The following is a 23,120-nucleotide window of genomic DNA, read 5'->3' on the forward strand; positions in this document are numbered from 1 at the left end:
CATAAAAAAAGCGGTGGTTATCACCACCGCTTTTTGCATTCGTACTCAGGCCTTGTTACAGACGGTTATTCACGAAACAGTGCTTCAATGTTGAGACCCTGCGCCTGCAGGATTTCGCGCAGACGGCGCAAGCCTTCAACCTGAATCTGACGTACACGCTCACGGGTTAAGCCGATTTCACGACCAACATCCTCAAGCGTTGCCGCTTCATAGCCCAACAGGCCAAAGCGACGAGCCAGCACTTCACGCTGCTTGGCGTTCAGTTCGAACAGCCACTTGACGATGCTTTGTTTCATATCATCGTCCTGCGTGGTGTCTTCCGGGCCGTTGTCTTTCTCATCGGCCAGGATATCCAGCAGCGCTTTTTCAGAATCACCGCCCAAAGGCGTATCAACTGAGGTAATGCGTTCGTTGAGACGCAACATACGGCTTACGTCATCAACCGGTTTATCGAGCTGTTCGGCGATCTCCTCCGCACTTGGCTCATGGTCAAGCTTGTGGGAAAGCTCACGCGCGGTGCGCAGATAAACGTTCAGTTCTTTAACAATGTGAATCGGCAGACGAATAGTACGGGTTTGATTCATGATCGCCCGTTCAATAGTCTGACGAATCCACCAGGTGGCGTACGTAGAGAAACGGAACCCGCGCTCCGGGTCAAATTTCTCTACGGCGCGAATCAGGCCGAGGTTACCTTCTTCAATCAGGTCCAGCAGAGCTAAACCACGATTGCTGTAACGACGGGCGATTTTCACCACCAGGCGTAAGTTACTTTCGATCATACGGCGACGGGAAGGGATATCACCCCGCAATGCACGGCGAGCGAAGAAAACTTCTTCCTCTGCCGTTAACAACGGAGAATAGCCAATCTCCCCAAGATAGAGCTGCGTCGCATCTAATACACGTTGCGTCGCACCCTGTGATAGCAACTCTTCTTCCGCTACGTCGCTATCACTGGCTTCATTTTCAACAAGGGCCTTCTCGTCGAAAATTTCAGCTCCGTTCTCATCGAATTCCGCGTTCTCATGTAACTCGTTTACTTTCAGCGTATTCTGGCTCATAAGCGGCTCCTACCCGTGATTCCAGGGCAGAACATAAAAAGGGTTTGTTCTGCCGGATTATCGCTGCGGTAAATAACGCAACGGGTTTACGGATTTCCCCTTGTAACGAATTTCAAAATGTAATCTGACTGAACTGGTTCCGGTGCTACCCATGGTAGCGATTTTTTGCCCCGCCTTAACTTCCTGTTGTTCCCGAACCAGCATTGTATCGTTGTGGGCGTAGGCGCTCAGGTAATCATCGTTGTGTTTAATGATGATTAAATTACCGTAACCCCGGAGTGCGTTACCTGCGTAGACCACTCGTCCTGAAGCAGTGGCGACCACAGATTGTCCGCGCGTCCCGGCGATATCGATACCTTTATTGCCGCCTTCGGCAGCAGAGAAGTTATCGATAATCTTCCCGTCAGTCGGCCAGCGCCAGCTTCCGACCGGCGTTGAACTGTTGGTCGTACTGCTAACCGTTGGGGGTGCGGTAACAACCGGAGCTGTTGTCGTTGCAACATTTGCTCCTTTCGAAGGCAACAATTTGCTGCCACCCGAATTACCTGAATCATCAGAATACGTAATAACAGGTTGCTGTGCAACAGCAGGCGATTTAATTTGTGGTGCCGCCGGAACGCCGCCCTGCGTTGCATCAGCAACGGTAATGGGATTGCCACCGGTAATTGGCTGACCAGACCCGTTGCCAATCTGCAGAGTCTGACCCACATTCAGGCTGTATGGCGCGGGAACGTTGTTGCGCTGGGCTAAATCACGGAAATCGTTGCCGGTAATCCAGGCAATGTAAAATAAGGTGTCTCCGCGCTTAACGGTATATGTTTCACCGGAGTAGCTACCCTTAGGAATATTCTGGTAACTGCGGTTGTACACTATCCGGCCGTTCTGCGTCTCAACATTACCGCTGGTACTAATCATTCCACCATTGCTGGGGACAGATGCTGAATTTCTGCTTAACATTTGTCCCTGGGACGGCGCGGCAGGAACACCACCCGAAACCGTGTCTGCGCCAGCCTGGCTGTTCATCATGCTGCCATTATCGCCAACGCGACTGATGGGAGCCTGTGAGTTGTCGCCGGAGCTGCAGCCAGCCAGCCAGAATCCTGCCAGTGAAAGTGCCGCCAGACGGCGTAACTGAAAAAGTGTGCTTCCCGTGCTCATTAATCCCCCGTGATGGCAACGCTGATCTATCTGTTTCACTGTACCTGCCAGCAGAATGCTCTGCGCGGCGCGATAAAATCTGTGTTTTCGTTGATAAACCGGATAGTAACAATATCAACCCGGTGGTGCCATGAAACAGTTGTGAAGAAATACGAAGAGAGTCAGGCGAGATCGCCCTGCACCAGCGGGACAAAACGCACCGGTTCAATGATCTCTTCCGTGACTTCTTCGCCCTGACGGCGCAGGCGCTTGAGTACCTGCTGATCTTCGCCAACCGGCAGCACCATAATGCCGCCTTCTGCCAGTTGTGCTATCAGCGCAATCGGAATTTCCGGTGGAGCTGCGGTAACAATAATGGCATCGAACGGACCGCGAGAAGGCCAGCCCTGCCAGCCATCGCCATGACGGGTTGAGACATTATGCAGGTCCAGCTGTTTAAGACGACGTTTAGCCTGCCATTGCAGCCCTTTGATGCGTTCCACTGAATAAACATGGTCTACCAGATGGGCAAGAATTGCCGTCTGGTAACCTGAACCCGTACCAATCTCAAGTACACGCGAATGCGGATTCAGCCCGAGCAACGCGGTCATCCGCGCAACCATATAAGGCTGTGATATCGTCTGCCCGGAGCCGATAGGCAAGGCCACATTGTCCCAGGCTTTATGCTCGAAAGCCTCGTCGATAAAACGTTCGCGTGGCACCTCGCTAATGGCTTTCAGCAGGTTTTCATCATCAATACCCTGCTGACGCAGTTGTGACAGCAACGTCTCAATACGCCGATTCACCATGCCAGGTTCACCTCAGCTTTAGCCAGCCAGTCACTGAGCACGTTCTGCGCGCTGTGCGCCGTTAAATCGACATGCAGGGCGGTAACAGAAACGTAGCCCTGATCCACGGCGGCAAAGTCCGTATCCGGGCCCGCATCCAGTTTTTCGCCTGGTGGTCCAATCCAGTAGAGAGTATTGCCGCGTGGATCCTGCTGCGCAATCACCTGATCAGCCGGATGGCGGCTGCCACAGCGCGTCACGCGGATACCTTTCACTTCAGACAGCGGGAGATCGGGCACATTGATATTGAGTATGCGGCCGGTGCGCAGCGGTTCGTGCGTGAGCGCTCTGAGGATAGCGCAGGTCACAGCCGCCGCGGTGGCGTAGTGCTGATGGCCATTAAGTGAAACCGCTATTGCCGGTAAACCAAGATGCCGCCCTTCCATCGCCGCCGCCACCGTGCCGGAGTAGATCACATCATCGCCCAGATTGGGGCCGGCATTGATGCCTGACACCACAATGTCGGGACGCGGCTGCATCAGCGCATTCACGCCCAGATAGACACAATCGGTGGGCGTGCCCATCTGAACCGCGATATCGCCATTTTCATGGGTGAACGTGCGCAGGGGCGTTTCAAGCGTTAAGGAATTTGAGGCACCGCTTCGGTTACGATCGGGGGCAACAACCTGCACGTCAGCAATCTGCCGCAGTGCTTTTGCCAGAGTCTGAATACCTGGCGCATGAATGCCATCATCGTTGCTGAGCAATATCCGCATTTCGTTCTGACCTTTTTTTATTCGACTGGTCGCCGTGACTGAACCTGTTTTAACGGCATGGCAACAGGTGATGATTGGACAGCGATTTTTGCATTCTAGCGAGGCATGCAAGGAAGTGGTAGGCGTAAATCACACGACGGAGGGGGTTTGCCGCAACATTATCCACACTGTGGGTCATGTTGCGGCGAAGATTACTCATCAGGTTGTTCGGGCGAATCCGGGTGAGTCAGCAGTTCCCGGACCACGCTGGTGGCAAAGCTGCCTGCTGGTAGCCAGAACGACAGTTCAAGCGTGACGTCATCCCACCAGCGCCACTGCATATCGCGTGGCACCACCAGCATGGCGCGGCGTGCAGCATCGACCTTCTCGCGTTCGATCAATCCCGGCAGCAGCGACGCATCCGCCAGTACCTGCTGTTCAAAGGCCAGCGCGTCAGCCTGCGGGCCAGGCTCACCCCGTCCCGGCAACGGCGCGGTGATACGCAGCTCATGCTGCTCAACCCGGCGCTGCGACTCTGCCAGGTCATCAGGCTGCGCGACAAACCAGCTGCCGCGACCGGTCAGCTGCAAGGCATCGCCGCTGAGCACCTGAGTCAGGCCGCCCTGCTGTTGCAGACGCGCACTGGTCACCTGATTAAACAGCGCGCTGCGTGCGGCAGAGAGCATCAGGCTGCGTTTGTTGCGGTCGCGAACGATGATCTCATTGCGCGCCCACTTTTCTGCCATCACCAGGTTATTGCCGCCACGACCAAAACGCTGCTCACCAAAATAGTTCGGCACGCCCGCATCGCGAATCTGTGCCAAACGTGTTTCAACGGCTTCACGGTCGCTGATCTGACGGATAACCAGCCGGAACGCGTTTCCCGCCAGTGCGCCGATGCGCAGCTTACGTTTGTGGCGCACCACCTGCAGAATATCAACGCCTTCCAGCGCGAAACCACGCAGATCGGGCATCGCATTACCTGGCAGACGAAAACAGAGGGTCTGCTCCGTGACCGCATGGCGGTCTTTCATCCCGGCATAGCTCATGTCGCGCTGATGAATACCAAGATACTTAGCCAGCGCCTCCGCGACAAAGCGCGTATTGGCCCCGACTTTACGGATGCGCACCAGCAGGTGCTCACCTTCCCCATCCGCGCCATACCCGAGGTCTTCAACCACCACGAAGTCTTCCGGATTGGCTTTGATCACGCCAGAGGCCACGGGCATGCCGTGCAGGTAATTCAGCGTCATTGGCTGTCAGCTTTCAGTACTAACGCGACCGCTTCACAGGCGATGCCTTCGCCGCGTCCGGTGAAGCCGAGCTTCTCGGTGGTGGTCGCTTTGACGTTGACCGCATCCATATGGCAGCCCAAATCTTCTGCGATGTTGATGCGCATCTGTGGCACGTGCGGCAGCATTTTCGGTGCCTGAGCAATAATGGTGACATCGACATTACCGATGCGATAGCCTTTGGCTTCGATACGACGCCAGGCCTCACGCAGCAGGCCACGGCTGTCCGCCCCTTTAAAGGCCGGATCGGTGTCAGGAAACAGCTTGCCGATGTCCCCCATCGCGACCGCGCCCAGCAGCGCGTCAGTCAGCGCATGCAGCGCCACATCGCCATCTGAATGCGCGATAAAACCCTGTTCAAACGGGATCCGCACACCGCCAATCACTAACGGACCTTCTCCGCCAAACGCGTGAACGTCAAAACCGTGACCGATACGCATCATGCGCTCTCCTTTAATTGAATCTGACTCAGATAAAAAGCCGCCAGCGCCAGATCTTCTGGCCGGGTGACTTTGATGTTGTCACTGCGTCCGCTGACCAGCAGCGGATGGTAGCCGCAATATTCCAGCGCCGACGCTTCATCGGTGATGGTGGCACCTTCTGCCAGCGCCCGCGTCAGGCAGGCGGTGAGCAGCGCATGAGGGAAAAATTGCGGCGTTAAAGCGTGCCAGAGATCGTCGCGTTCCACGGTATGCGCCACCGCCGCTTTGCCCGGCTCGCCCCGTTTCATGGTGTCGCGCACGGGCGCGGCCAGAATCCCGCCCACGTGGCTCTGTTCGCGCACGTTAAGCAGCTGCTGGAGGTCGTCGGGATGCAGACAGGGGCGCGCAGCGTCATGGACCAGCACCCAGGCGGATCCCTGGGCGGCCTGAAGACCAGCCAGCACCGATTCGGCGCGGGTCTCTCCGCCGGTGACCCTGACCACACGCGGATCGCGTGCCAGCGGCAGTGAGGCGAAGTGCTGGTCATCAGGGCTGAGGGCGACGATCACCGATTTAATAGCAGGATGGGAAAACAGACGCGCAATGCTGTGTTCCAGAAGGGTGTGCTGACCAATCGTCAGGTACTGCTTAGGACAGGTTGCCTGCATGCGGCTGCCGATCCCGGCCGCGGGCACCACGGCAATCACATCCGCAAGGGAGGCCAGAGTGTTCATGTGTTATCGTTGTTGGTTTTGCGCAGATTGTTGCGCGTTGCGTTTGTTCTGGTCAGGCACCAGGCGATAGAAGGTCTCACCGGGCTTAATCATGCCCAGTTCATTGCGTGCGCGCTCCTCGATCGCTTCCGAACCGCCATTGAGATCGTCAATTTCGGCAAACAGCTGATCGTTTCGCGATTTCAGTTTGGCATTGTTTGCCTGTTGCACCGCGACATCATCATTGACGCGCGTATAGTCATGGATGCCGTTTTTCCCCAGCCACAACGAATATTGCAGCCAGCCAAGCAGCACCAATAACAGTAACGTCAGTTTTCCCATCCCGCCCCCTAAAAACGGCCCAATCATCCCATAACTTTGCACAGGACTCCACACCAGCGGCGAAAATGGCATGCTTTGCTGCGCGTCGGGATAATCAGTGCCGATTCTGGCGGGAAAAGATTTGTAACCTGCCGATGCGTTTGCACATCAGCGCGGCGGAGTAAGAGCTTACCAGCCGGAGAGAAATGAGAACATTAACCAGAAAAGCGTGACCACCAGAATCACCGTGGCGAGCGCAGCCCAGAGCCACTGTCCGCTCAGCAGCGTATTCAGTGCGATACCGGTGACAACGGCTACCGGCAACAGCGCCAGAAAGAATGGCCAGGTATAAAGAAAGAAAAACAGTGTGTTAGAGCCGAACAGCAGAAAGGGGATCGCCAGCGCGCACCAGTAAGCGAGAAAGCCGATAACGCCGCCCGGCAGCAATGAGCGCGGCTCATCCGGGGTGGAGTCATCTTTACGAGCGAGCATTGGGGTGATGTTCTGCATAGGCATCCTGTTGACGCGAGGGCGGCAAACCAGAAACGATTTGCCGCTGTCTCTTCAGGATCTGATGATATCGCGGTCGCGCAGCAGGTCTAACAATTGGGCGGCCAGTTTTGTAACCAATTGTTCACCATCGAGCCGGATTTCCGGGCTATCCGGTGCCTCATAGACGCTGTCAATGCCGGTGAAATTACGCAGTTCACCAGCGCGTGCTTTGCGGTACAACCCTTTCGGATCGCGCGCTTCACACACCGCTAACGGCGTATCGACAAAGACCTCGATAAACTGCCCTGGCCCCAGCAGGTCGCGCACCATCTGACGTTCGGCGCGATGCGGCGAAATAAAGGCGGTGAGTACCACAAGGCCGGCATCCACCATCAGTTTCGCCACTTCACCCACCCGACGGATGTTCTCTTTACGGTCATCATCGCTGAAACCGAGGTCACGGCAGAGGCCGTGACGCACATTGTCACCATCCAGCAGATAGGTGCTGACGCCGATGCGATGCAGCGCCTGCTCCAGCGCGCCAGCAACGGTCGATTTTCCCGAGCCCGAAAGCCCGGTAAACCACAGCACCACGCCCTGATGGCCGTGCTGCTGTTCGCGTGAAGCGCGTGACACCGGATGGTCATGCCAGACCACGTTATCATCGTGCTGCGCCATTATTGACCGCCCAGCAGGTCGCGTGCGTTCCAGTGTGGGAAGTGACGGCGCACCAGCGCATTCAGTTCCAGCTCAAACGCGCTGAACTCACCGCGGTTAACCGGAGCGTCCTGGTTTGGCTGATGGATCATGCCAGCACCCACGGTAACGTTGCTCAGGCGATCGATAAAGATCATGCCGCCGGTCACCGGATTCTGCTGATAGCTGTCGAGCACCATCGGTTCATCAAAGGTAATTTCAATGCGACCGATGCCGTTCAGCGGCAGCGAATCGACCTGAAGGGTCTCCAGCGAGTTGATCTCGACCTGATGCAGCACCTTTTCAACCCGGCCACGGGTTTTCTTACCGGCGATTTTCAGGTCATAGCTCTGACCGGCCTGCAGCGGTTGTTCCGCCATCCAGACCACATCAACGCTGGCAGACTGCACCGCAGAAAGCGCTTCGCTGGCATCCACCAGCAGATCGCCACGGCTGATATCAATCTCATCCTGCAGCACCAGCGTGATCGCTTCACCTGCGCCTGCTTCCTGCAGATCGCCATCAAAGGTCACAATGCGGGCAATAGTGGATTCCACGCCAGACGGCAGCACTTTAACGCGCTGGCCCATCTGCACGCTGCCTGACGCCAGCGTACCGGCATAGCCACGGAAATCCAGATTCGGACGGTTCACGTACTGCACCGGGAAACGCATCGGCTGATGATCCACGACGCGCTTCAGCTCCACGGTTTCCAGCACATCCAGCAGGGTCGGGCCGCTGTACCACGGCATAGTCTGGCTGGCCGAGGCGACGTTGTCCCCTTCCAGCGCCGACATCGGCACAAAGCGAATGTCGAGGTCTTCCGGCAGCTGGGCAGCAAAGTCGAGGTAATCCTGTTTGATCTGCTCGAAACGCGCCTGATCGTACGCCACCAGATCCATCTTGTTGATCGCCACCACCAGGTGTTTGATCCCCAGCAGCGTTGAGATAAAGCTGTGACGGCGGGTCTGATCCAGTACGCCTTTACGCGCATCGATCAGCAGGATTGCCAGATCGCAGGTTGACGCGCCGGTCGCCATGTTGCGGGTGTACTGCTCATGTCCCGGCGTATCCGCGATAATAAATTTACGCTTTTCGGTCGAGAAATAGCGGTAGGCCACATCAATCGTTATGCCCTGCTCACGTTCAGCCTGCAGGCCATCCACCAGCAGGGCCAGATCGAGCTTCTCGCCCTGGGTACCGTGACGTTTGCTGTCGTTGTGCAGAGATGAAAGCTGATCTTCATAGATCTGACGGGTGTCGTGCAGCAGACGACCAATCAGGGTACTTTTTCCATCGTCAACGCTGCCGCAGGTCAGAAAACGCAGCAGGCTCTTATGCTGTTGAGCGGTCAGCCAGGCTTCAACGCCGCCCTGGTCGGCAATCTGTTGTGCAATTACGGTATTCATCTGGCGTCTCCTTAGAAGTAACCCTGGCGTTTTTTCAGTTCCATCGAACCGGACTGATCGCGGTCGATCATGCGGCCCTGACGCTCGCTGGTGGTGGAGACCAGCATCTCTTCGATGATCTCCGGCAGCGTCTGCGCGTCGGACTCCACCGCGCCGGTCAGCGGCCAGCAGCCGAGGGTACGGAAGCGGACCATCCGCTGGGTGATCTCTTCACCCGGCTGCAGGTTGATGCGATCGTCATCGATCATCATCAGCATGCCATCACGCTCCAGCACCGGACGGGGAGCCGCGAGATAGAGCGGTACAATCTCGATGTTTTCCAGGAAGATGTACTGCCAGATATCCAGTTCAGTCCAGTTCGACAGCGGGAAAACGCGGATGCTTTCGCCCTTGTTGATCTGGCCGTTATAGTTGTGCCACAGCTCAGGGCGCTGGTTTTTCGGGTCCCAGCGATGGAAACGGTCACGGAAGGAGTAGATACGCTCTTTGGCGCGTGACTTCTCTTCATCACGGCGTGCGCCGCCGAAGGCCGCATCAAAACCGTATTTGTTCAGCGCCTGCTTCAGCCCTTCGGTCTTCATGATGTCAGTGTGTTTGGCACTGCCGTGAACAAAGGGGTTAATGCCCATTGCCACGCCTTCCGGGTTGCGGTGAACCAGCAACTCTGCGCCCATCGCTTTCACGGTGCGGTCGCGAAACTCATACATTTCACGGAATTTCCAGCCGGTATCCACATGCAGCAACGGGAACGGCAGCGTGCCCGGATAAAAGGCTTTACGCGCCAGATGCAGCATGACTGATGAGTCTTTGCCGATGGAATACATCATCACCGGGTTGCTGAACTCCGCCGCCACTTCGCGAATGATATGGATACTCTCCGCCTCCAGCTGACGCAGATGAGTGAGTCGTTTTTGGTCCATGATTTTCCCTCAAGCCAGATTGACAACGGCGGACTCGCGAGTCCCCTGCTGTGCTGAATGTTTAAACCAGGCGAGTTGCCCGTGCAGATTAACCACCTCTCCGATCACCAGCAGCGCCGGAGTGGGTGCCGAGGCGGCCAGCGCCTCAAGTTGTTCTAAGGTGCCGGTCAGCACCTGTTGATCCTGACGGGTGCCGCGACTGATCACCGCCACTGGCGTGGATGGCGCACGACCGTGCTGAATCAGCGCTTCGCTGATAGCAGCCGCTTTAACCGTCCCCATGTAGATCGCCAGCGTCTGACGCGCACGCGCCAGGGATGACCAGTCAATGTCATCCCCATCGGGACGGCAGTGGCCGGTAATAAACATCACGCTCTGCGCATAGTCACGGTGCGTCAGTGGAATACCGGCATAGGCCGTTGCACCAGCCGCTGCGGTAACGCCCGGCACCACCTGAAACGGCACGCCCGCCTGCTGAGCCGCCTGAAGCTCTTCACCGCCACGGCCAAAGATAAAGGGATCGCCCCCTTTGAGGCGGACAACACGCTTGCCTTTCAGCGCCAGCGCGACCAGCAACTGATTGATCTCTTCCTGGGGCAATGTATGCGCGCTGGCGCGTTTGCCGACGCAGATGCGATCGGCATCGCGGCGCACAAGATCCAGCACCTCTTCGCTGACCAGGTGGTCATAGAGCACCACATCGGCTAACTGCATCACCTGCAGGCCACGCAGCGTCAGCAGCCCGCTATCACCCGGTCCGGCACCCACCAGAAAAATCTCGCCCTGACGGGTCGGTTCTTCCTGCAGTTCACGGTCCAGCGTGCGCTTCGCCTCGTCAACATTACCGGCTGACATCTGACTGGCGAACAGACCGTCGAAGGCCCGCTCCCAGAAACGCCGACGGTCAGACATGCGGCTGAAGCGCTGTTTGACTTTATCGCGCCAGAGTCCGGCCACCTCAGCCATCTGACCGAGGCTGGCGGGCAGCAGCGTTTCGATTTTTTCGCGCAGCATACGAGCCAGCACCGGTGCGGTGCCGCTGGAGGAGATCGCCACCACCAGCGGTGAGCGGTCAACAATCGAGGGGAAGATAAAGGTGCATTTTGGCTGGTCGTCGACCACGTTGACCAGCTTATGCCGTGCGTTTGCAGCTTCAAACACCTGGGTATTGAGCTGGTTGTCGTCAGTGGCGGCAATCACCAGGAAAACGCCATCCAGCTGGGCCGGGTCAAACGCGGTCGCCACCCATTCCAGCTCCTGCTTGTCCAGCAGTGCCTGCAGTTCAGGGCAGAGCTCACGAGATGCGATCTGAACGCGCGCGCGTGCGCGACGCAGCAGTTCAATTTTTCGCGCCGCAATATCTCCACCGCCGACAACCAGAACCGGGCGGCCAGAGAGATCGGCAAAAAGAGGCAAATAGTCCACGTTAACCCTGATGTTTTAACTTTGTATTAACGCGACTATACGTCGCTGAGTTTATCCAGATGAAATTACGAATTGGAATGAGTAGTTACCGAATGGAATAACGACGTCGCAAAGCACAGAACAATTTGATCTTAACAGATGAAATTTAATGGCTTTTTCGTGAACAGGCTCACACAACAGCAGCCGCACCTGGGGCGGCAAAAGCAGATAAGTGCCAGCAATAACCGTGCGTTCGTGCTTTCACGCCGCGCCGCGCCCGATTCCGCTAACCAGCTCGCAGAACAAAAAGGGTATAATGCGCACGGCATGACGGGCCCTGGCCTGCGTGCCGATCGGCTCCCGGATGATCCCGGATAATAATGAAAAAAAAGGATGCACTATGTTTTGTTCCCTCCGCCTGAGGGTCGCGACAGTTTTGTTGAGCGCACTCATTTCCCCGCTGGCCCTGGCCGCGCCAGCGGGTCAGTTTGCTGAGCAGCAGGTCCGGCACATCGCCACTTATTTTCCTGGCCGGATGAGCGGGAGTCCGGCTGAGCTGATGGCCGCTGACTATCTGCAGCAGCAGTTTACCTCGCTGGGGTATAAGACCAATACCCGTCAGTTCAACACCGGCTATCAGTGGCAGGAAGATGACGGCACGCAGCGCTGGCATAAGCTCACGGCAACGTCGGTGATTGCGGCACGCGCAGGCAGCGTGCCGCAGGAGATTCTGATCGTGGCGCACCTGGATACCTGGACGCCGCAAAACACCAGTCAGGTTCATCACAATGTGGGCGGCTTACGCCTGCAGGGCGTTGATGATAATGCGTCGGGTCTGGGTGTGATGCTGGAGCTGGCGCAGCAGCTGAGTCGCAAACCCCTGCACTACGGCATCCGCTTTGTGGCGCTAAGCGCCGGAGAAAACGACCTGCACGGCATGGAGGATTACGTTGAGCGGATGAGTGCGCGTGAGAAGAAAAACACCCTGCTGGTGATCGATCTGAACAGCCTGATCACCGGCGATCATCTCTATTTCAACAGCGGCATGAACACGCCCCGGGCAGTGCGCAAACAGACCAGCGAACGCGCTCTGATACTGGCCCGTCAGCAGGGCATTCCTGCTGCCAGCCACACGCTGAACCGCAAAGACTTCAAGGGTCTGAACGGCTTCGACAAGGCGGGCTTTCCGCTGCTGGATGTCACCGCCAGCAACTGGACGCTGGGTAACAAAGATGGCGCAATGCAGCGTCACCGCAGCCACCATTTTCCGGATGGCGTCACCCGTCATCAGACTGACCTGGATAATCTGAGTTATCTCGATCGCTGGCTGCCCGGCCAGATAGCGTTGCGAACCCGCGACAGCGTCCGCATATTGCTGCCGCTGATCAGCGAACTGACCAATCCCAAAGTGTGAGGATCTGACATGTATGTGGTCTTTCTGAATTACGTTCGTCCGGTAGACGAGGTTGAAGCGCTGCTGGCTGCGCATATCGAATGGCTGGATCGCTATTTTGAGGCAGGCTGTTTTATTGCTGCGGGACGTAAAGATCCGCGCACGGGCGGCATGTTACTGGTCAGGGATATTGAGCGTGAACGGCTGGATGCAATCCTGGCGGAAGATCCGTTTGTCGCTGTGGCGCAGTATGAGGTGACAAAGGTGAATGTGACTCGCGCTGCGGAGGCGTTTGCCGGATTAAACGCCGTTTAGCTTTAACTGACGGAGGCGAAGAACTTCTCTCCCCCTTACAGAGGAGAGAAGCACGGCATTAGCCTTCGTGCAGACCACACTCGCGCTTGAGGCCAAAGAAGCGCGTCTCTTCTTCTGCCATACCCGGCTCCCACTTGCGGGTGGTGTGCGTATCGCCGACCGAAAGATAGCCTTCATCCCACAGCGGGTGGTACTTCAGCTTGTGCTGCTCCAGGTACTGATGAATCTGGCGGTTATCCCAGTCGATAATCGGCAGCAGCTTAAAGACGCCTCGCTGCACGCCCAGCACCGGCAGATTCGCCCGGCTGCCAGACTGGTCGCGACGCAGGCCAGCAAACCAGGTCTGCGCACCCAGGGTTTCCAGAGCACGATTCATCGGCTCAACTTTGTTAATCTCGTTATATTTCTCAATCCCTTCAACGCCCTGCTCCCACAGTTTGCCGTAGCGTGCTTCCTGCCAGGCCGGTGAGGTTTCGGCGCGGAACACTTTGAGGTTGAGGTTGAGCTGGTCCGCCAGCTCATCAATAAAACGATAGGTCTCCGGAAAAAGATAGCCGGTGTCGGTCAGGATCACCGGAATATCGGGCTGCTGACGCGTCACCAGATGCAGCGACACCGCGGCCTGAATACCGAAGCTGGAGGAGAGCACATAGGCACCCGGCAGATTCTCCAGCGCCCAGCTGACCCGCTCTTCCGCTGATGACTTCTCCAGCTGCGCATTGGTCGCGGCCAGCGCCATCGCACGCTGGACTTTGGACATCTCATTCAGTGCTGCGAGGTCGGGCTGACTCATTTTGCTTCCTCCCAAAAATCGCGTGCCGGGTCCAGCACCGGCGCAACAATGCCCGCGCGGATGGTGAAGTCACCAAAGCCTTCAGCGGCCTGGCGCTCGGTGGCCCAGCGTCCCACCAGCTCATCAAGGGCGGCGAGGATTTCGCTTTCGTTAATGTTCTCACGGTACATACGGGGAATACGCGTTCCGCTGCGGTTTCCGCCCAGATGCAGGTTATAGCGGCCTGGCGCTTTACCCACCAGACCCACCTCTGCCAGCATGGCACGGCCACAACCGTTCGGACAACCGGTAACGCGTAACACTATGTGCTCATCACCGACGCCGTGGGCATGCATTATGCCCTCTACTTTGGTCACGAACGCGGGCAGGAAGCGTTCTGCTTCCGCCATTGCCAGCGGACAGGTCGGGAAGGCCACGCAGGCCATGGAGTTTTCGCGCTGCGGCGTAACATGATCCATCAGACCATGTTCACGGGCGATCGCTTCGATCTGTGCTTTTTCGCTTTCCGGCACGCCCGCCACAATCAGATTCTGGTTGGCGGTCAGGCGGAAATCACCCTGATGGATTTTCGCAATTTCTGCGATGCCGCTTTTCAGCGGTCGGCCCGGATAGTCGAGCAGGCGGCCATTCTCAATAAACAGCGTCAGGTGCCATTGGTTGTCGATGCCTTTAATCCAGCCAATGCGATCGCCACGGGTGGTGAACTCGTACGGGCGAATCGGCTCAAACGTCACGCCAGCTCGCTTTTCAACTTCCGCTTTAAAGGTGCCGACGCCCACGCGTTCCAGGGTGTACTTGGTTTTCGCGTTTTTACGATCGGTACGGTTACCCCAGTCACGCTGAGTGGTCACAACCGCCTCGGCAACATCGAGGATCTTCTCTACCGGGAAGTAACCAAACTCGCTGGCGGTGCGCGCATAAGTCGCTTTATTACCGTGCTCAATTGACAGCCCGCCGCCCACCAGCAGGTTGAAGCCCACCAGCTTGCCGTTTTCAGCGATCGCAACAAAGTTCAGATCGTTGGCGTGCAGATCCACGTCGTTGTGCGGCGGGATCACCACGGTGGTTTTGAATTTACGCGGCAGATAGGTTTCACCAAGAATCGGTTCTTCGTCTGTTGTCGCGACCTTCTCTTTATCCCACCAGATCTCGGCATACGCACGGGTGCGCGGCAGCAGATGCTCAGAGAGCTTCTTCGCCCACTCATACGCTTCCTGATGCAGCGCCGACTCAACCGGGTTCGACGTACAGAGTACGTTACGGTTTACATCGTTGGCGGTCGCCAGCGCATCCAGCCCCACTTCATGCAGCATCTGATGCGTCGGTTTGACGTTCTTCTTCAGAATGCCGTGAAACTGGAAGGTCTGACGGTTGGTCAGACGGATGCTGCCATAGATTGTTTTATCGGTGGCAAATTTGTCGATGGCCAGCCACTGAGTCGGCGTAATGATGCCGCCCGGCAGACGGCAGCGCAGCATCATGGCGTGGCGTGGCTCCAGCTTCTGCTCCGCACGCTCGGCACGGATGTCACGATCGTCCTGCTGGTACATGCCGTGGAAACGGATCAGCAGGAAGTTGTCGCCGGTAAAGCCGCCGGTCAGACCCTCTTCCAGATCTTCTTTGATGGTGCCGCGCAGATAATTGCTCTGCTTCTTCAGACGCTCAGCATCTGATAATTTGCCTTCTACAACCAGCGGTCCAGGGTGTTTATCGCTCATTAGTAAACGTCTCGCTGATAACGGCGCTCAATGCGCAGCTCACTTAAAAATTCGTCGGCCGTTTCACGATCCATTCCGCCGTGTTCGACCACCACATCCAGCAGTGCCTGCTCGACGTCTTTTGCCATACGATTCGCGTCGCCACAGACATAAAGATGCGCGCCCTCTTCAATCCAGCGCCACACTTCGGCTCCTTTCGCGCGGATCTTATCCTGTACGTAAATCTTCTCTGCCTGATCGCGTGACCAGGCGAGGTCGATATTCGTCAGCAGACCATCCTTAACATATTTCTGCCACTCTACCTGATAGAGGAAATCGTCGGTGAAGTGGGGATTGCCAAAGAATAGCCAGTTTTTGCCGCTGGCGCCGTCGTTGTCACGCTGCTGCATAAAGGCGCGGAACGGCGCAATGCCGGTGCCGGGGCCAATCATGATCACAGGCGCGTCAGGATTAGCCGGCAGACGGAAATTATCGTTGTGCTCGATGAAGACCCGTACTTCGCCCTCTTCTTCGATGCGATCGGCCAGCCAGGTCGATGCGCCGCCGCCGCGCTGGCGACCTTCAATGTCGAAGCGCACGGCACCCACGGTGATGTGGACTTCGGTATCGGTTTCGGCCTGAGAAGAGGCGATGGAGTAGAGACGCGGCGTCAGCGGACGAAGCAGTCCGGTCAGCTGTTCAGCGCTGAGTTCAGCCGGTGCCAGCCGCACCATATCCACAATCGGATAGCGCTGCGCATAGTGCTGCAACCGGGCTTTATCATCCACCAGCGACAGCAGCTCAGCGTTACGTGACAGCTGAGCGTACTGCGCAACAATCTGCGCCGTGTTCACTGTCAGCTCGAAGTGCTTCTGCAGCGCCTCAGCCAGCGGCAGGGTGCTGCCCTGAATTTCTACCGGCTCATCACCTTTCAGCCAGACCAGCTCAAGCAGTTCGCTGACCAGCGCCGTGTCGTTTTCATACCAGATGCCCAGCGCATCGCCGGGCTGGTAGCGCAGACCGGAGTCACCCAGATCGATTTCAATATGGCGCACATCTTTGTCTGAATCACGTCCGGTAATTTTCTGGTTCACCGCCAGACTGGCGCTGAGCGGAGATTCTTTGCTGTAGGGACTGGTGGTGACTTCGTTGACGCTGCCTGCCGCTGTCGCCGCAGCCTGCGCCGGAGATTCTGTCGGAACGCGCTGTCTGAGAATCTCCGTCAGCGCAGTCCGCCAGGCCGTTGCCTGCTCCGCATACTCAACATCCGCGTCGACGCGATCCAGCAGACGCTCGCCGCCCAGTTCCGCCAGACGGCTGTCAAAATCTTTGCCCGCCTGACTGAAGAATTCATAGGAGGTGTCGCCGAGGCCAAACACCGCAAACGCAGCCCCCTCCATTTTCGGTGCCTTTTTCGACATCAGGAATTTGTGCAGCGCCACCGCCTCTTCCGGCGGCTCACCTTCACCCTGCGTGGAGGTCACGACCACCAGCATTTTTTCCTGGCCAATCTGTTTGAACTTGTAATCACCGGCATTCACCAGGTTTACGTTCAGCTTCGCGGCCAGCAGGTCATCACGCAACTGCTCCGCCAGACGACGGGCGTTGCCGGTCTGAGAGGCAGAAAGCAGGGTAATCACCGGCGCTTCGGCGGCGGGGGCTGGCGGCGCGCTGCTGGCGACGGCGCTCCCCGGCGTCTGCTCTACCCGGCCCCAGAAATAGCCTGACAGCCACGCCAGTTGAGTCGGGGAATAATCTGTCGTCGCCGCCTGTAAGCGGGCGAGTTGTTCCGGGGAGAACGGAAGCATTGAACCAGGTGCCTGAGTCGTCATCGCGTTAAAAATTCCAGTATCAGAAGTCCGGACCGTAAAATGGCGGAAGAGTGCGTAGGTTACCGGGCTGTATATTAACGATTAAATACGCCTTCGACATATCAAATAACCAAAATGACTAAGTGGTTTTCCTGGTAGGGATAATCATTAAAAGTGGTAAGTAAAGGGGTGATATATCAGTTAATTAGCTGGAGGCTATCCGGCAATCGGGGCCGAAAGTATCGCTTTGTGCGGCGCGGGTGCGAAAAAAGCGGTAATCAGGTAGAATCCAGCGGTTTTTTAATGTCTGAGAACCACTATGTCTACCACCCTGTTTAAAGAGTTCCAGTTCGAAGCCGCGCACCATCTCCCGAATGTGCCGGCCGGACACAAATGTGGCCGTCTGCACGGTCATTCGTTCCTGGTTCGTCTGGAGATTACCGGCGAAGTGGATGCGCATACCGGCTGGGTTATGGATTTTGCTGAACTGAAGGCGGCGTTCAAGCCTCTGTACAATCGGCTCGACCATTATTACCTGAATGATATTCCTGGCCTGGAAAATCCCACCAGCGAAGTGCTGGCGAAATGGATCTGGGATCAGATGAAGCCGCAACTGCCGCTGTTGAGCGCGGTAATGATCAAAGAAACCTGCACTGCAGGCTGCGTTTACCGCGGCTAAGCCTGTCGGATCGAGCCTTTCGATCCGACGTCCTTCCCCTTCCATCCCGCATCAACCGCCCCTTCCCTGTGGTTAACCGTTCAGCGCGCTGCCTGATCAGGCGATATTGAGATATTTATGGGTCTGCATCGACAGACGCCAGTTGCGTGCAATGCAGGTTTCAATGCAAAGTCGGGTCGCATCCTCTTTGCGGCTGATGGGCTGCAGGGCAATAATTCGGGCTTTGGTATCTTCAATGCCCGCCAGCAGCAGATCCAGCGCCTCCACATCACGCTGACGCGCCACCGGATGTTTGATTTCATCGGCCCGGCTCAGCGCCTGGGGCAGCACATCGTAGCCGCCGCGCATGTTGACCTTCGGTGAGACGGTGACCCAGGTCTGTTCAGAACAGTGGATCTCATGGGTGCCGCTGGTCTCAATCTGGCACTGGAAACCGTGCTGTTCCAGAATCGTGGTTAACGGACGCAGGTCGTAAATCGCCGGTTCGCCACCGGTGATCACCACATGACGCGCCGTCCAGCCCTGCTGTTCGATGGTACGAAGCAGGGTTGCCGCATCAGCATCGCCCCAGGCGTCGCTCTCCACCGCTTTGATCAAAATATCGCCCAGCGACGTTTCCCGATCTGCCCGCTTTTCCCAGGTGTGTTTGGTATCGCACCAGCTACAGCCCACCGGGCATCCCTGCAGGCGAATGAAAATGGCAGGCACGCCGGTGTAATAACCTTCGCCCTGCAGTGTCTGGAACATTTCGTTAATCGGGTAGAACATTTTTTACTCGCCTGGATAAATCGGGGCGCTGATTATGCCAGCGTGTGCCGCACAACAACAGCTGTGCGACACGAAAAAGCAAAAGCCCCGCACAGGGCGGGGCTTTCAGATTATGCGATGCCGCTTAACGCGACATCAGCACAGGGTCATTACTGACCTTTAACTTCTTTCAGACCGTTGAAAGGCGCTTTAGAACCCAGCGCTTCTTCGATACGGATCAGTTGGTTGTACTTGGCAACACGGTCAGAACGGCTCATTGAACCGGTTTTGATCTGGCCCGCTGCAGTACCTACCGCCAGGTCAGCGATGGTTGCATCTTCGGTTTCGCCTGAACGGTGAGAGATCACGGCAGTGTAGCCCGCGTCTTTCGCCATTTTGATCGCCGCCAGGGTTTCGGTCAGAGAACCGATCTGGTTGAATTTGATCAGAATGGAGTTAGCGATGCCTTTATCGATACCTTCTTTCAGGATTTTGGTGTTGGTAACGAACAGGTCGTCGCCCACCAGCTGAATTTTGTCACCCAGAACTTTGGTCTGGTAAGCGAAGCCGTCCCAGTCAGATTCGTCCAGGCCATCTTCGATAGACACGATCGGATACTGTTTAGTCAGATCTTCCAGGAAGTGGGTGAACTCTTCAGAAGTAAACGCTTTACCGCCTTCACCGGCCAGAACGTATTTGCCATCTTTGTAGAACTCAGATGCCGCACAGTCCATCGCCAGGGTGATATCTTTGCCCAGCTCGTAGCCTGCTGCTTTTACCGCTTCAGCGATAACAGCCAGCGCTTCGGCGTTAGAACCCAGGTTTGGCGCGTAGCCACCTTCATCACCGACTGCCGTGCTCATGCCTTTGCTTTTCAGCACTTTTGCCAGGTTGTGGAACACTTCAGAACCCATACGGATAGCTTCTTTAACGTTAGAAGCGCCAACCGGCTGGATCATGAATTCCTGGATGTCGACGTTGTTGTCGGCATGTTCGCCGCCGTTGATGATGTTCATCATTGGCAGTGGCATAGAGTATTTGCCTGGGGTGCCGTTCAGCTCAGCGATGTGCTCATACAGCGCCTGGCCTTTAGAGGCTGCAGCCGCTTTAGCCGCTGCCAGTGAAACAGCCAGAATGGCGTTAGCACCGAAGTTAGATTTGTTCTCAGTACCGTCCAGGTCGATCATGATCTTATCGATGTTCGCCTGATCTTTCGCGTCTTTGCCTTTTACCGCTTCAGCAATCGGACCGTTTACTGCAGCAACGGCTTTCGTTACGCCTTTGCCCAGGAAACGTGATTTGTCACCGTCACGCAGTTCCAGCGCTTCGCGTGAACCGGTAGAGGCACCTGATGGCGCAGCGGCCAGGCCGACAAAACCGCCTTCCAGATGCACTTCAGCTTCAACAGTCGGGTTACCACGTGAGTCGATAATTTCGCGACCGATGACTTTTACGATTTTGGACATTACGATTTTCCTCAGTACAAGTTAGTCAATCCTAAGACAAGCAACGCGCGAAAAGTTCGCGCGTTGCCTGTGAAACTTACTTCGCTAAACGCTTCTGATGCTCATGCGCGGCTTTAACAAAGCCGGCAAACAACGGATGGCCGTCGCGTGGGGTCGAGGTAAACTCAGGGTGGAACTGGCAGGCCACAAACCACGGGTGGTTCGGGATTTCGATAATCTCAACCAGTTGATCATCACCAGAGCGACCTGCTACGCGCAGACCGGCTGCTTCAATCTGCTTTAACAGCATATTGTTCACTTCATAGCGGTGGCGATGGCGCTCAACGATAATGTCAGAGCCGTAGAGCTGGCGAACCTGGCTGCCCGGCGTTAACTGACACTGCTGGCTGCCCAGACGCATGGTGCCGCCCAGATCGCTCTGCTCGCTGCGGACTTCGACGTTACCCTCTTCGTCGCGCCATTCGGTGATTAACGCCACCACCGGGTATTTACAGTCTGGCACAAATTCCGTGGAGTTGGCGCCCGGCATCCCGGCGACATTGCGTGCAAACTCCATCAACGCAACCTGCATGCCCAGGCAGATGCCAAGGTACGGCACGTTGTTTTCACGTGCGTACTGTGCGGTCATCAGCTTGCCTTCCACGCCACGGTAGCCAAAGCCACCTGGGATCAGAATCGCATCCAGATCTTTCAGTAATTCGACACCGCGTGATTCAACATCCTGCGAATCGATCAGTTTGATATTCACGGTGACGCGATTTTTCAGGCCACCATGTTTCAGCGCTTCAATAACGGACTTATAGGCATCCGGCAGTTCAACATACTTGCCCACCATACCGATGGTGACTTCACCACCCGGATTGGCTTCTTCGTAGATCACCTGCTCCCACTCGGCCAGGTTGGCTTCCGGTGCATTCAGGTTGAAGCGCTTGCAGATATAGTCATCCAGGCCCTGCGATTTCAGCATGCCAGGAATCTTGTAAATGGAATCAACGTCTTTCAGCGAGATAACCGCTTTTTCAGGGACGTTACAGAACAGGGCGATTTTGGCGCGTTCGTTAGCCGGTACGGCACGGTCAGAACGGCAAATCAGCACATCTGGCTGGATACCAATCGACAGCAGTTCTTTCACGGAATGCTGAGTAGGTTTGGTTTTCACTTCACCGGCAGCCGCCATGTACGGCACCAGCGTCAGGTGCATATACATGGTGTGTTCACGGCCCACATCCACGGCCATCTGGCGAATGGCTTCCAGGAACGGCAGTGATTCGATATCCCCGACCGTGCCGCCGATTTCGACCAGCACCACATCATGACCTTCACCGCCTTCAATAATGCGTTCTTTAATGGCGTTGGTGATGTGCGGGATAACCTGAATGGTAGCGCCCAGATAGTCGCCACGGCGCTCTTTGCGCAGGACTTCTGAGTAGATACGGCCCGTGGTGAAGTTGTTGCGACGCGTCATTTTGGTGCGGATGAAGCGCTCGTAGTGACCCAGATCGAGATCGGTTTCAGCACCGTCGTCAGTGACGAAAACTTCGCCGTGCTGGGTTGGGCTCATGGTGCCTGGGTCCACGTTGATATACGGGTCCAGCTTCATGATGGTCACGTTCAGACCACGCGCTTCGAGAATGGCTGCGAGGGAGGCGGCGGCAATGCCTTTACCCAGAGAGGAAACGACCCCGCCGGTCACAAAAATATAATTCGTTGTCATGCTGAACCTGAGAGTTTAGGTTTAAAGACGGTGGAATAACCAGGACGGGAAAACAGTATACTGGAAACCGCTATCAGCCACAATTGATGAATCACAGCCATCCTCCAACGCATTGCTGCGCCTTAACATAGCGGATAGCTGACAATGAAATGTTGATGTGCGTCACAAAGTTGTCGCCCCGCTGAAACGAGTAAGCACATATGGCGGTTTTATGCACAGCGCTGGAATAATCAGCGCTTCTCGCCCGATTTCACCTGCTGCCAGGCCGCTTCCATCTGATCCAGCGTGGCACCCGGCATGCTTAACCCCTGTGCGGCGATGATCGCTTCCACCTCGCGGAACCGGCGCTCGAACTTATCATTGGCCTTTTGCAGCGCAGTTTCCGCTTTACTGCCAAGATGGCGCGACAGGTTAACTGTGGCGAACAGCAGGTCGCCAATCTCCTCTTCCAGCTTTTCACTGTCCACCACACTCTGCTGCGCCTCGTGCATGACTTCATCAATCTCTTCATGCACTTTCGCCACCACCGGCCCCAGCGTGGTCCAGTCGAATCCCACATTATGACAGCGCTTCTGAATTTTATGGGCGCGCATCAGTGCAGGCAGCGCTTTAGGAATGTCGTCCAGCGCCGAATGCTGGGCTTTATCAGCCCGCTCGGCGGTTTTAATCGCTTCCCAGTTTTTCAGCACGTCGCGGCTGGTTTCTGCCGTGGCATCGCCAAAAATGTGCGGATGACGGCGCTCCAGCTTGTCACTTATAGCGTGACAGATGTCCTCAAAATTAAAGCGATCCTGTTCGCTGGCCATCTGCGCATAGAACACCACCTGAAACAGCAGATCGCCCAGTTCGCCGCGCAGATCGTCAAAATCTTCGCGCTGGATGGCGTCCAGCACTTCGTAGGTCTCTTCCAGCGTGTAGGGGGCGATAGAGGTGAAGGTCTGTTCCCGATCCCACGGGCAGCCATGGTGGGGATCGCGCAGGGTTTTCATGATGCCAAGCAGGCGCTCAATAGCGTTCATTCAGACGGGTCCTTGAGTAGTCAGGTGACAGGAGGCGGGCAAGGCGTGCAGCAGTGCCGGACGGGATGAACCGCGTCCG

General features: G+C 56.4%; 23 protein-coding genes. 3 read left to right on the forward strand and 20 right to left on the reverse strand.

Translation table 11 applies throughout. The annotated features are described in order from the left end of the window. Positions 1–65: 65 nt before the first annotated feature. The 13 genes from rpoS to cysG all read right to left on the reverse strand — a co-directional run bounded on the left by rpoS (position 66) and on the right by cysG (position 11,428). A complete protein-coding gene (gene rpoS / locus N5J69_RS12670; protein ID WP_009086923.1) occupies positions 66–1,058 on the reverse strand; it encodes an RNA polymerase sigma factor RpoS in 993 nt (330 codons plus the stop codon). Between the two features lie 57 nt (positions 1,059–1,115). Beyond that, the gene (gene nlpD, locus N5J69_RS12675; RefSeq protein ID WP_279771206.1) at positions 1,116–2,216 is read right to left on the reverse strand and encodes a murein hydrolase activator NlpD; all 1,101 of its coding nucleotides are present in this window, start codon (positions 2,214–2,216) and stop codon (positions 1,116–1,118) included. Positions 2,217–2,377: 161 nt separating this feature from the next. Further along, a complete protein-coding gene (locus tag N5J69_RS12680; protein ID WP_013358862.1) occupies positions 2,378–3,004 on the reverse strand; it encodes a protein-L-isoaspartate(D-aspartate) O-methyltransferase in 627 nt (208 codons plus the stop codon). Further along, positions 2,998–3,759, reverse strand: coding sequence for a 5'/3'-nucleotidase SurE (surE, locus tag N5J69_RS12685; protein WP_279770735.1), 762 nt, complete (start codon positions 3,757–3,759; stop codon positions 2,998–3,000). The genes N5J69_RS12680 and surE overlap by 7 nt, the downstream gene beginning before the upstream one ends. 191 nt (positions 3,760–3,950) lie before the next feature. Further along, positions 3,951–4,991, reverse strand: coding sequence for a tRNA pseudouridine(13) synthase TruD (gene truD, locus N5J69_RS12690; RefSeq protein WP_279770737.1), 1,041 nt, complete (start codon positions 4,989–4,991; stop codon positions 3,951–3,953). After that, a complete protein-coding gene (ispF, locus tag N5J69_RS12695) occupies positions 4,988–5,470 on the reverse strand; it encodes a 2-C-methyl-D-erythritol 2,4-cyclodiphosphate synthase (RefSeq protein ID WP_010248541.1) in 483 nt (160 codons plus the stop codon). Before ispF ends, truD begins: the two co-directional genes overlap by 4 nt. Then, positions 5,470–6,186, reverse strand: coding sequence for a 2-C-methyl-D-erythritol 4-phosphate cytidylyltransferase (gene ispD, locus N5J69_RS12700; RefSeq protein WP_279770739.1), 717 nt, complete (start codon positions 6,184–6,186; stop codon positions 5,470–5,472). The genes ispF and ispD overlap by 1 nt, the downstream gene beginning before the upstream one ends. A 3-nt stretch (positions 6,187–6,189) precedes the next feature. Beyond that, positions 6,190–6,507: a cell division protein FtsB gene (gene ftsB, locus N5J69_RS12705; protein WP_009086936.1), complete on the reverse strand. Its 318-nt coding sequence runs from the start codon at positions 6,505–6,507 to the stop codon at positions 6,190–6,192. A gap of 168 nt (positions 6,508–6,675) precedes the next feature. Further along, entirely contained in the window at positions 6,676–6,996 is a 321-nt protein-coding gene (locus N5J69_RS12710) for a DUF3561 family protein (protein ID WP_279770741.1), read from the reverse strand. 54 nt (positions 6,997–7,050) lie between these two features. Further along, complete coding sequence (gene cysC / locus N5J69_RS12715) at positions 7,051–7,656, reverse strand: adenylyl-sulfate kinase (RefSeq protein WP_279770743.1); 606 nt, start codon at positions 7,654–7,656, stop codon at positions 7,051–7,053. Beyond that, a complete protein-coding gene (gene cysN, locus N5J69_RS12720; protein WP_279770744.1) occupies positions 7,656–9,083 on the reverse strand; it encodes a sulfate adenylyltransferase subunit CysN in 1,428 nt (475 codons plus the stop codon). The genes cysC and cysN overlap by 1 nt, the downstream gene beginning before the upstream one ends. 11 nt (positions 9,084–9,094) lie before the next feature. Continuing rightward, positions 9,095–10,003, reverse strand: coding sequence for a sulfate adenylyltransferase subunit CysD (cysD, locus tag N5J69_RS12725; protein WP_004571204.1), 909 nt, complete (start codon positions 10,001–10,003; stop codon positions 9,095–9,097). A gap of 9 nt (positions 10,004–10,012) precedes the next feature. Continuing rightward, complete coding sequence (gene cysG / locus N5J69_RS12730) at positions 10,013–11,428, reverse strand: siroheme synthase CysG (protein ID WP_279770745.1); 1,416 nt, start codon at positions 11,426–11,428, stop codon at positions 10,013–10,015. A gap of 379 nt (positions 11,429–11,807) precedes the next feature. Here cysG and N5J69_RS12735 point away from each other — a divergent pair, with 379 nt between their 5' ends. Both N5J69_RS12735 and N5J69_RS12740 read left to right on the forward strand, forming a co-directional pair. Beyond that, positions 11,808–12,821: an aminopeptidase gene (locus N5J69_RS12735; protein ID WP_279770746.1), complete on the forward strand. Its 1,014-nt coding sequence runs from the start codon at positions 11,808–11,810 to the stop codon at positions 12,819–12,821. Between the two features lie 9 nt (positions 12,822–12,830). Continuing rightward, positions 12,831–13,115, forward strand: coding sequence for a YciI family protein (locus N5J69_RS12740; RefSeq protein WP_279770747.1), 285 nt, complete (start codon positions 12,831–12,833; stop codon positions 13,113–13,115). Positions 13,116–13,173: 58 nt separating this feature from the next. Here the strand turns inward: N5J69_RS12740 and N5J69_RS12745 are convergent, their stop codons facing one another. From N5J69_RS12745 to cysJ, 3 genes are read right to left on the reverse strand one after another with little or no spacing between them, the layout of a single operon-like run. Continuing rightward, on the reverse strand, positions 13,174–13,908 hold the full coding sequence (locus N5J69_RS12745) for a phosphoadenylyl-sulfate reductase (protein WP_279770749.1): 735 nt from the start codon (positions 13,906–13,908) through the stop codon (positions 13,174–13,176). Continuing rightward, positions 13,905–15,626, reverse strand: a complete 1,722-nt coding sequence (cysI, locus tag N5J69_RS12750; protein WP_279770751.1) for an assimilatory sulfite reductase (NADPH) hemoprotein subunit — start codon at positions 15,624–15,626, stop codon at positions 13,905–13,907. Before cysI ends, N5J69_RS12745 begins: the two co-directional genes overlap by 4 nt. Further along, on the reverse strand, positions 15,626–17,437 hold the full coding sequence (cysJ, locus tag N5J69_RS12755; RefSeq protein ID WP_279770752.1) for an NADPH-dependent assimilatory sulfite reductase flavoprotein subunit: 1,812 nt from the start codon (positions 17,435–17,437) through the stop codon (positions 15,626–15,628). The genes cysI and cysJ overlap by 1 nt, the downstream gene beginning before the upstream one ends. 298 nt (positions 17,438–17,735) lie before the next feature. Here cysJ and queD point away from each other — a divergent pair, with 298 nt between their 5' ends. Then, positions 17,736–18,095 (forward strand): 6-carboxytetrahydropterin synthase QueD, encoded by a 360-nt coding sequence (queD, locus tag N5J69_RS12760; RefSeq protein WP_013358878.1) that lies wholly within the window; start codon positions 17,736–17,738, stop codon positions 18,093–18,095. Positions 18,096–18,191: 96 nt separating this feature from the next. Here queD and queE read toward each other — a convergent pair whose 3' ends face one another. From queE to mazG, 4 genes are all read right to left on the reverse strand, one after another. Next, positions 18,192–18,863 carry a 7-carboxy-7-deazaguanine synthase QueE gene (gene queE, locus N5J69_RS12765; RefSeq protein WP_279770753.1) on the reverse strand — a complete coding sequence of 224 codons (672 nt, stop codon included), beginning with the start codon at positions 18,861–18,863 and terminating at the stop codon, positions 18,192–18,194. Between the two features lie 149 nt (positions 18,864–19,012). Continuing rightward, positions 19,013–20,308, reverse strand: coding sequence for a phosphopyruvate hydratase (gene eno / locus N5J69_RS12770; protein WP_013358880.1), 1,296 nt, complete (start codon positions 20,306–20,308; stop codon positions 19,013–19,015). Positions 20,309–20,384: 76 nt separating this feature from the next. Further along, positions 20,385–22,022 carry a CTP synthase (glutamine hydrolyzing) gene (gene pyrG, locus N5J69_RS12775; protein ID WP_279770755.1) on the reverse strand — a complete coding sequence of 546 codons (1,638 nt, stop codon included), beginning with the start codon at positions 22,020–22,022 and terminating at the stop codon, positions 20,385–20,387. A gap of 230 nt (positions 22,023–22,252) precedes the next feature. Continuing rightward, on the reverse strand, positions 22,253–23,041 hold the full coding sequence (gene mazG, locus N5J69_RS12780) for a nucleoside triphosphate pyrophosphohydrolase (protein ID WP_279770756.1): 789 nt from the start codon (positions 23,039–23,041) through the stop codon (positions 22,253–22,255). Between the last annotated feature and the right edge of the window lie 79 nt (positions 23,042–23,120).

The sequence above is a fragment of the Pantoea sp. GD03673 genome, from assembly GCF_029844725.1.
Taxonomy (GTDB): Bacteria; Pseudomonadota; Gammaproteobacteria; order Enterobacterales; family Enterobacteriaceae; genus Pantoea.

Bases quoted from the DNA above. Each gene is read 5' to 3' on its own strand.
- rpoS (WP_009086923.1), bottom strand. From the start codon at position 1,058: ATGAGCCAGAATACGCTGAAAGTAAACGAGTTACATGAGAACGCGGAA.
- nlpD (WP_279771206.1), bottom strand. From the start codon at position 2,216: ATGAGCACGGGAAGCACACTTTTTCAGTTACGCCGTCTGGCGGCACTT.
- N5J69_RS12680 (WP_013358862.1), bottom strand. From the start codon at position 3,004: ATGGTGAATCGGCGTATTGAGACGTTGCTGTCACAACTGCGTCAGCAG.
- surE (WP_279770735.1), bottom strand. From the start codon at position 3,759: ATGCGGATATTGCTCAGCAACGATGATGGCATTCATGCGCCAGGTATT.
- truD (WP_279770737.1), bottom strand. From the start codon at position 4,991: ATGACGCTGAATTACCTGCACGGCATGCCCGTGGCCTCTGGCGTGATC.
- ispF (WP_010248541.1), bottom strand. From the start codon at position 5,470: ATGCGTATCGGTCACGGTTTTGACGTTCACGCGTTTGGCGGAGAAGGT.
- ispD (WP_279770739.1), bottom strand. From the start codon at position 6,186: ATGAACACTCTGGCCTCCCTTGCGGATGTGATTGCCGTGGTGCCCGCG.
- ftsB (WP_009086936.1), bottom strand. From the start codon at position 6,507: ATGGGAAAACTGACGTTACTGTTATTGGTGCTGCTTGGCTGGCTGCAA.
- N5J69_RS12710 (WP_279770741.1), bottom strand. From the start codon at position 6,996: ATGCAGAACATCACCCCAATGCTCGCTCGTAAAGATGACTCCACCCCG.
- cysC (WP_279770743.1), bottom strand. From the start codon at position 7,656: ATGGCGCAGCACGATGATAACGTGGTCTGGCATGACCATCCGGTGTCA.
- cysN (WP_279770744.1), bottom strand. From the start codon at position 9,083: ATGAATACCGTAATTGCACAACAGATTGCCGACCAGGGCGGCGTTGAA.
- cysD (WP_004571204.1), bottom strand. From the start codon at position 10,003: ATGGACCAAAAACGACTCACTCATCTGCGTCAGCTGGAGGCGGAGAGT.
- N5J69_RS12735 (WP_279770746.1), top strand. From the start codon at position 11,808: ATGTTTTGTTCCCTCCGCCTGAGGGTCGCGACAGTTTTGTTGAGCGCA.
- N5J69_RS12740 (WP_279770747.1), top strand. From the start codon at position 12,831: ATGTATGTGGTCTTTCTGAATTACGTTCGTCCGGTAGACGAGGTTGAA.
- N5J69_RS12745 (WP_279770749.1), bottom strand. From the start codon at position 13,908: ATGAGTCAGCCCGACCTCGCAGCACTGAATGAGATGTCCAAAGTCCAG.
- cysI (WP_279770751.1), bottom strand. From the start codon at position 15,626: ATGAGCGATAAACACCCTGGACCGCTGGTTGTAGAAGGCAAATTATCA.
- cysJ (WP_279770752.1), bottom strand. From the start codon at position 17,437: ATGACGACTCAGGCACCTGGTTCAATGCTTCCGTTCTCCCCGGAACAA.
- queD (WP_013358878.1), top strand. From the start codon at position 17,736: ATGTCTACCACCCTGTTTAAAGAGTTCCAGTTCGAAGCCGCGCACCAT.
- queE (WP_279770753.1), bottom strand. From the start codon at position 18,863: ATGTTCTACCCGATTAACGAAATGTTCCAGACACTGCAGGGCGAAGGT.
- eno (WP_013358880.1), bottom strand. From the start codon at position 20,308: ATGTCCAAAATCGTAAAAGTCATCGGTCGCGAAATTATCGACTCACGT.
- pyrG (WP_279770755.1), bottom strand. From the start codon at position 22,022: ATGACAACGAATTATATTTTTGTGACCGGCGGGGTCGTTTCCTCTCTG.
- mazG (WP_279770756.1), bottom strand. From the start codon at position 23,041: ATGAACGCTATTGAGCGCCTGCTTGGCATCATGAAAACCCTGCGCGAT.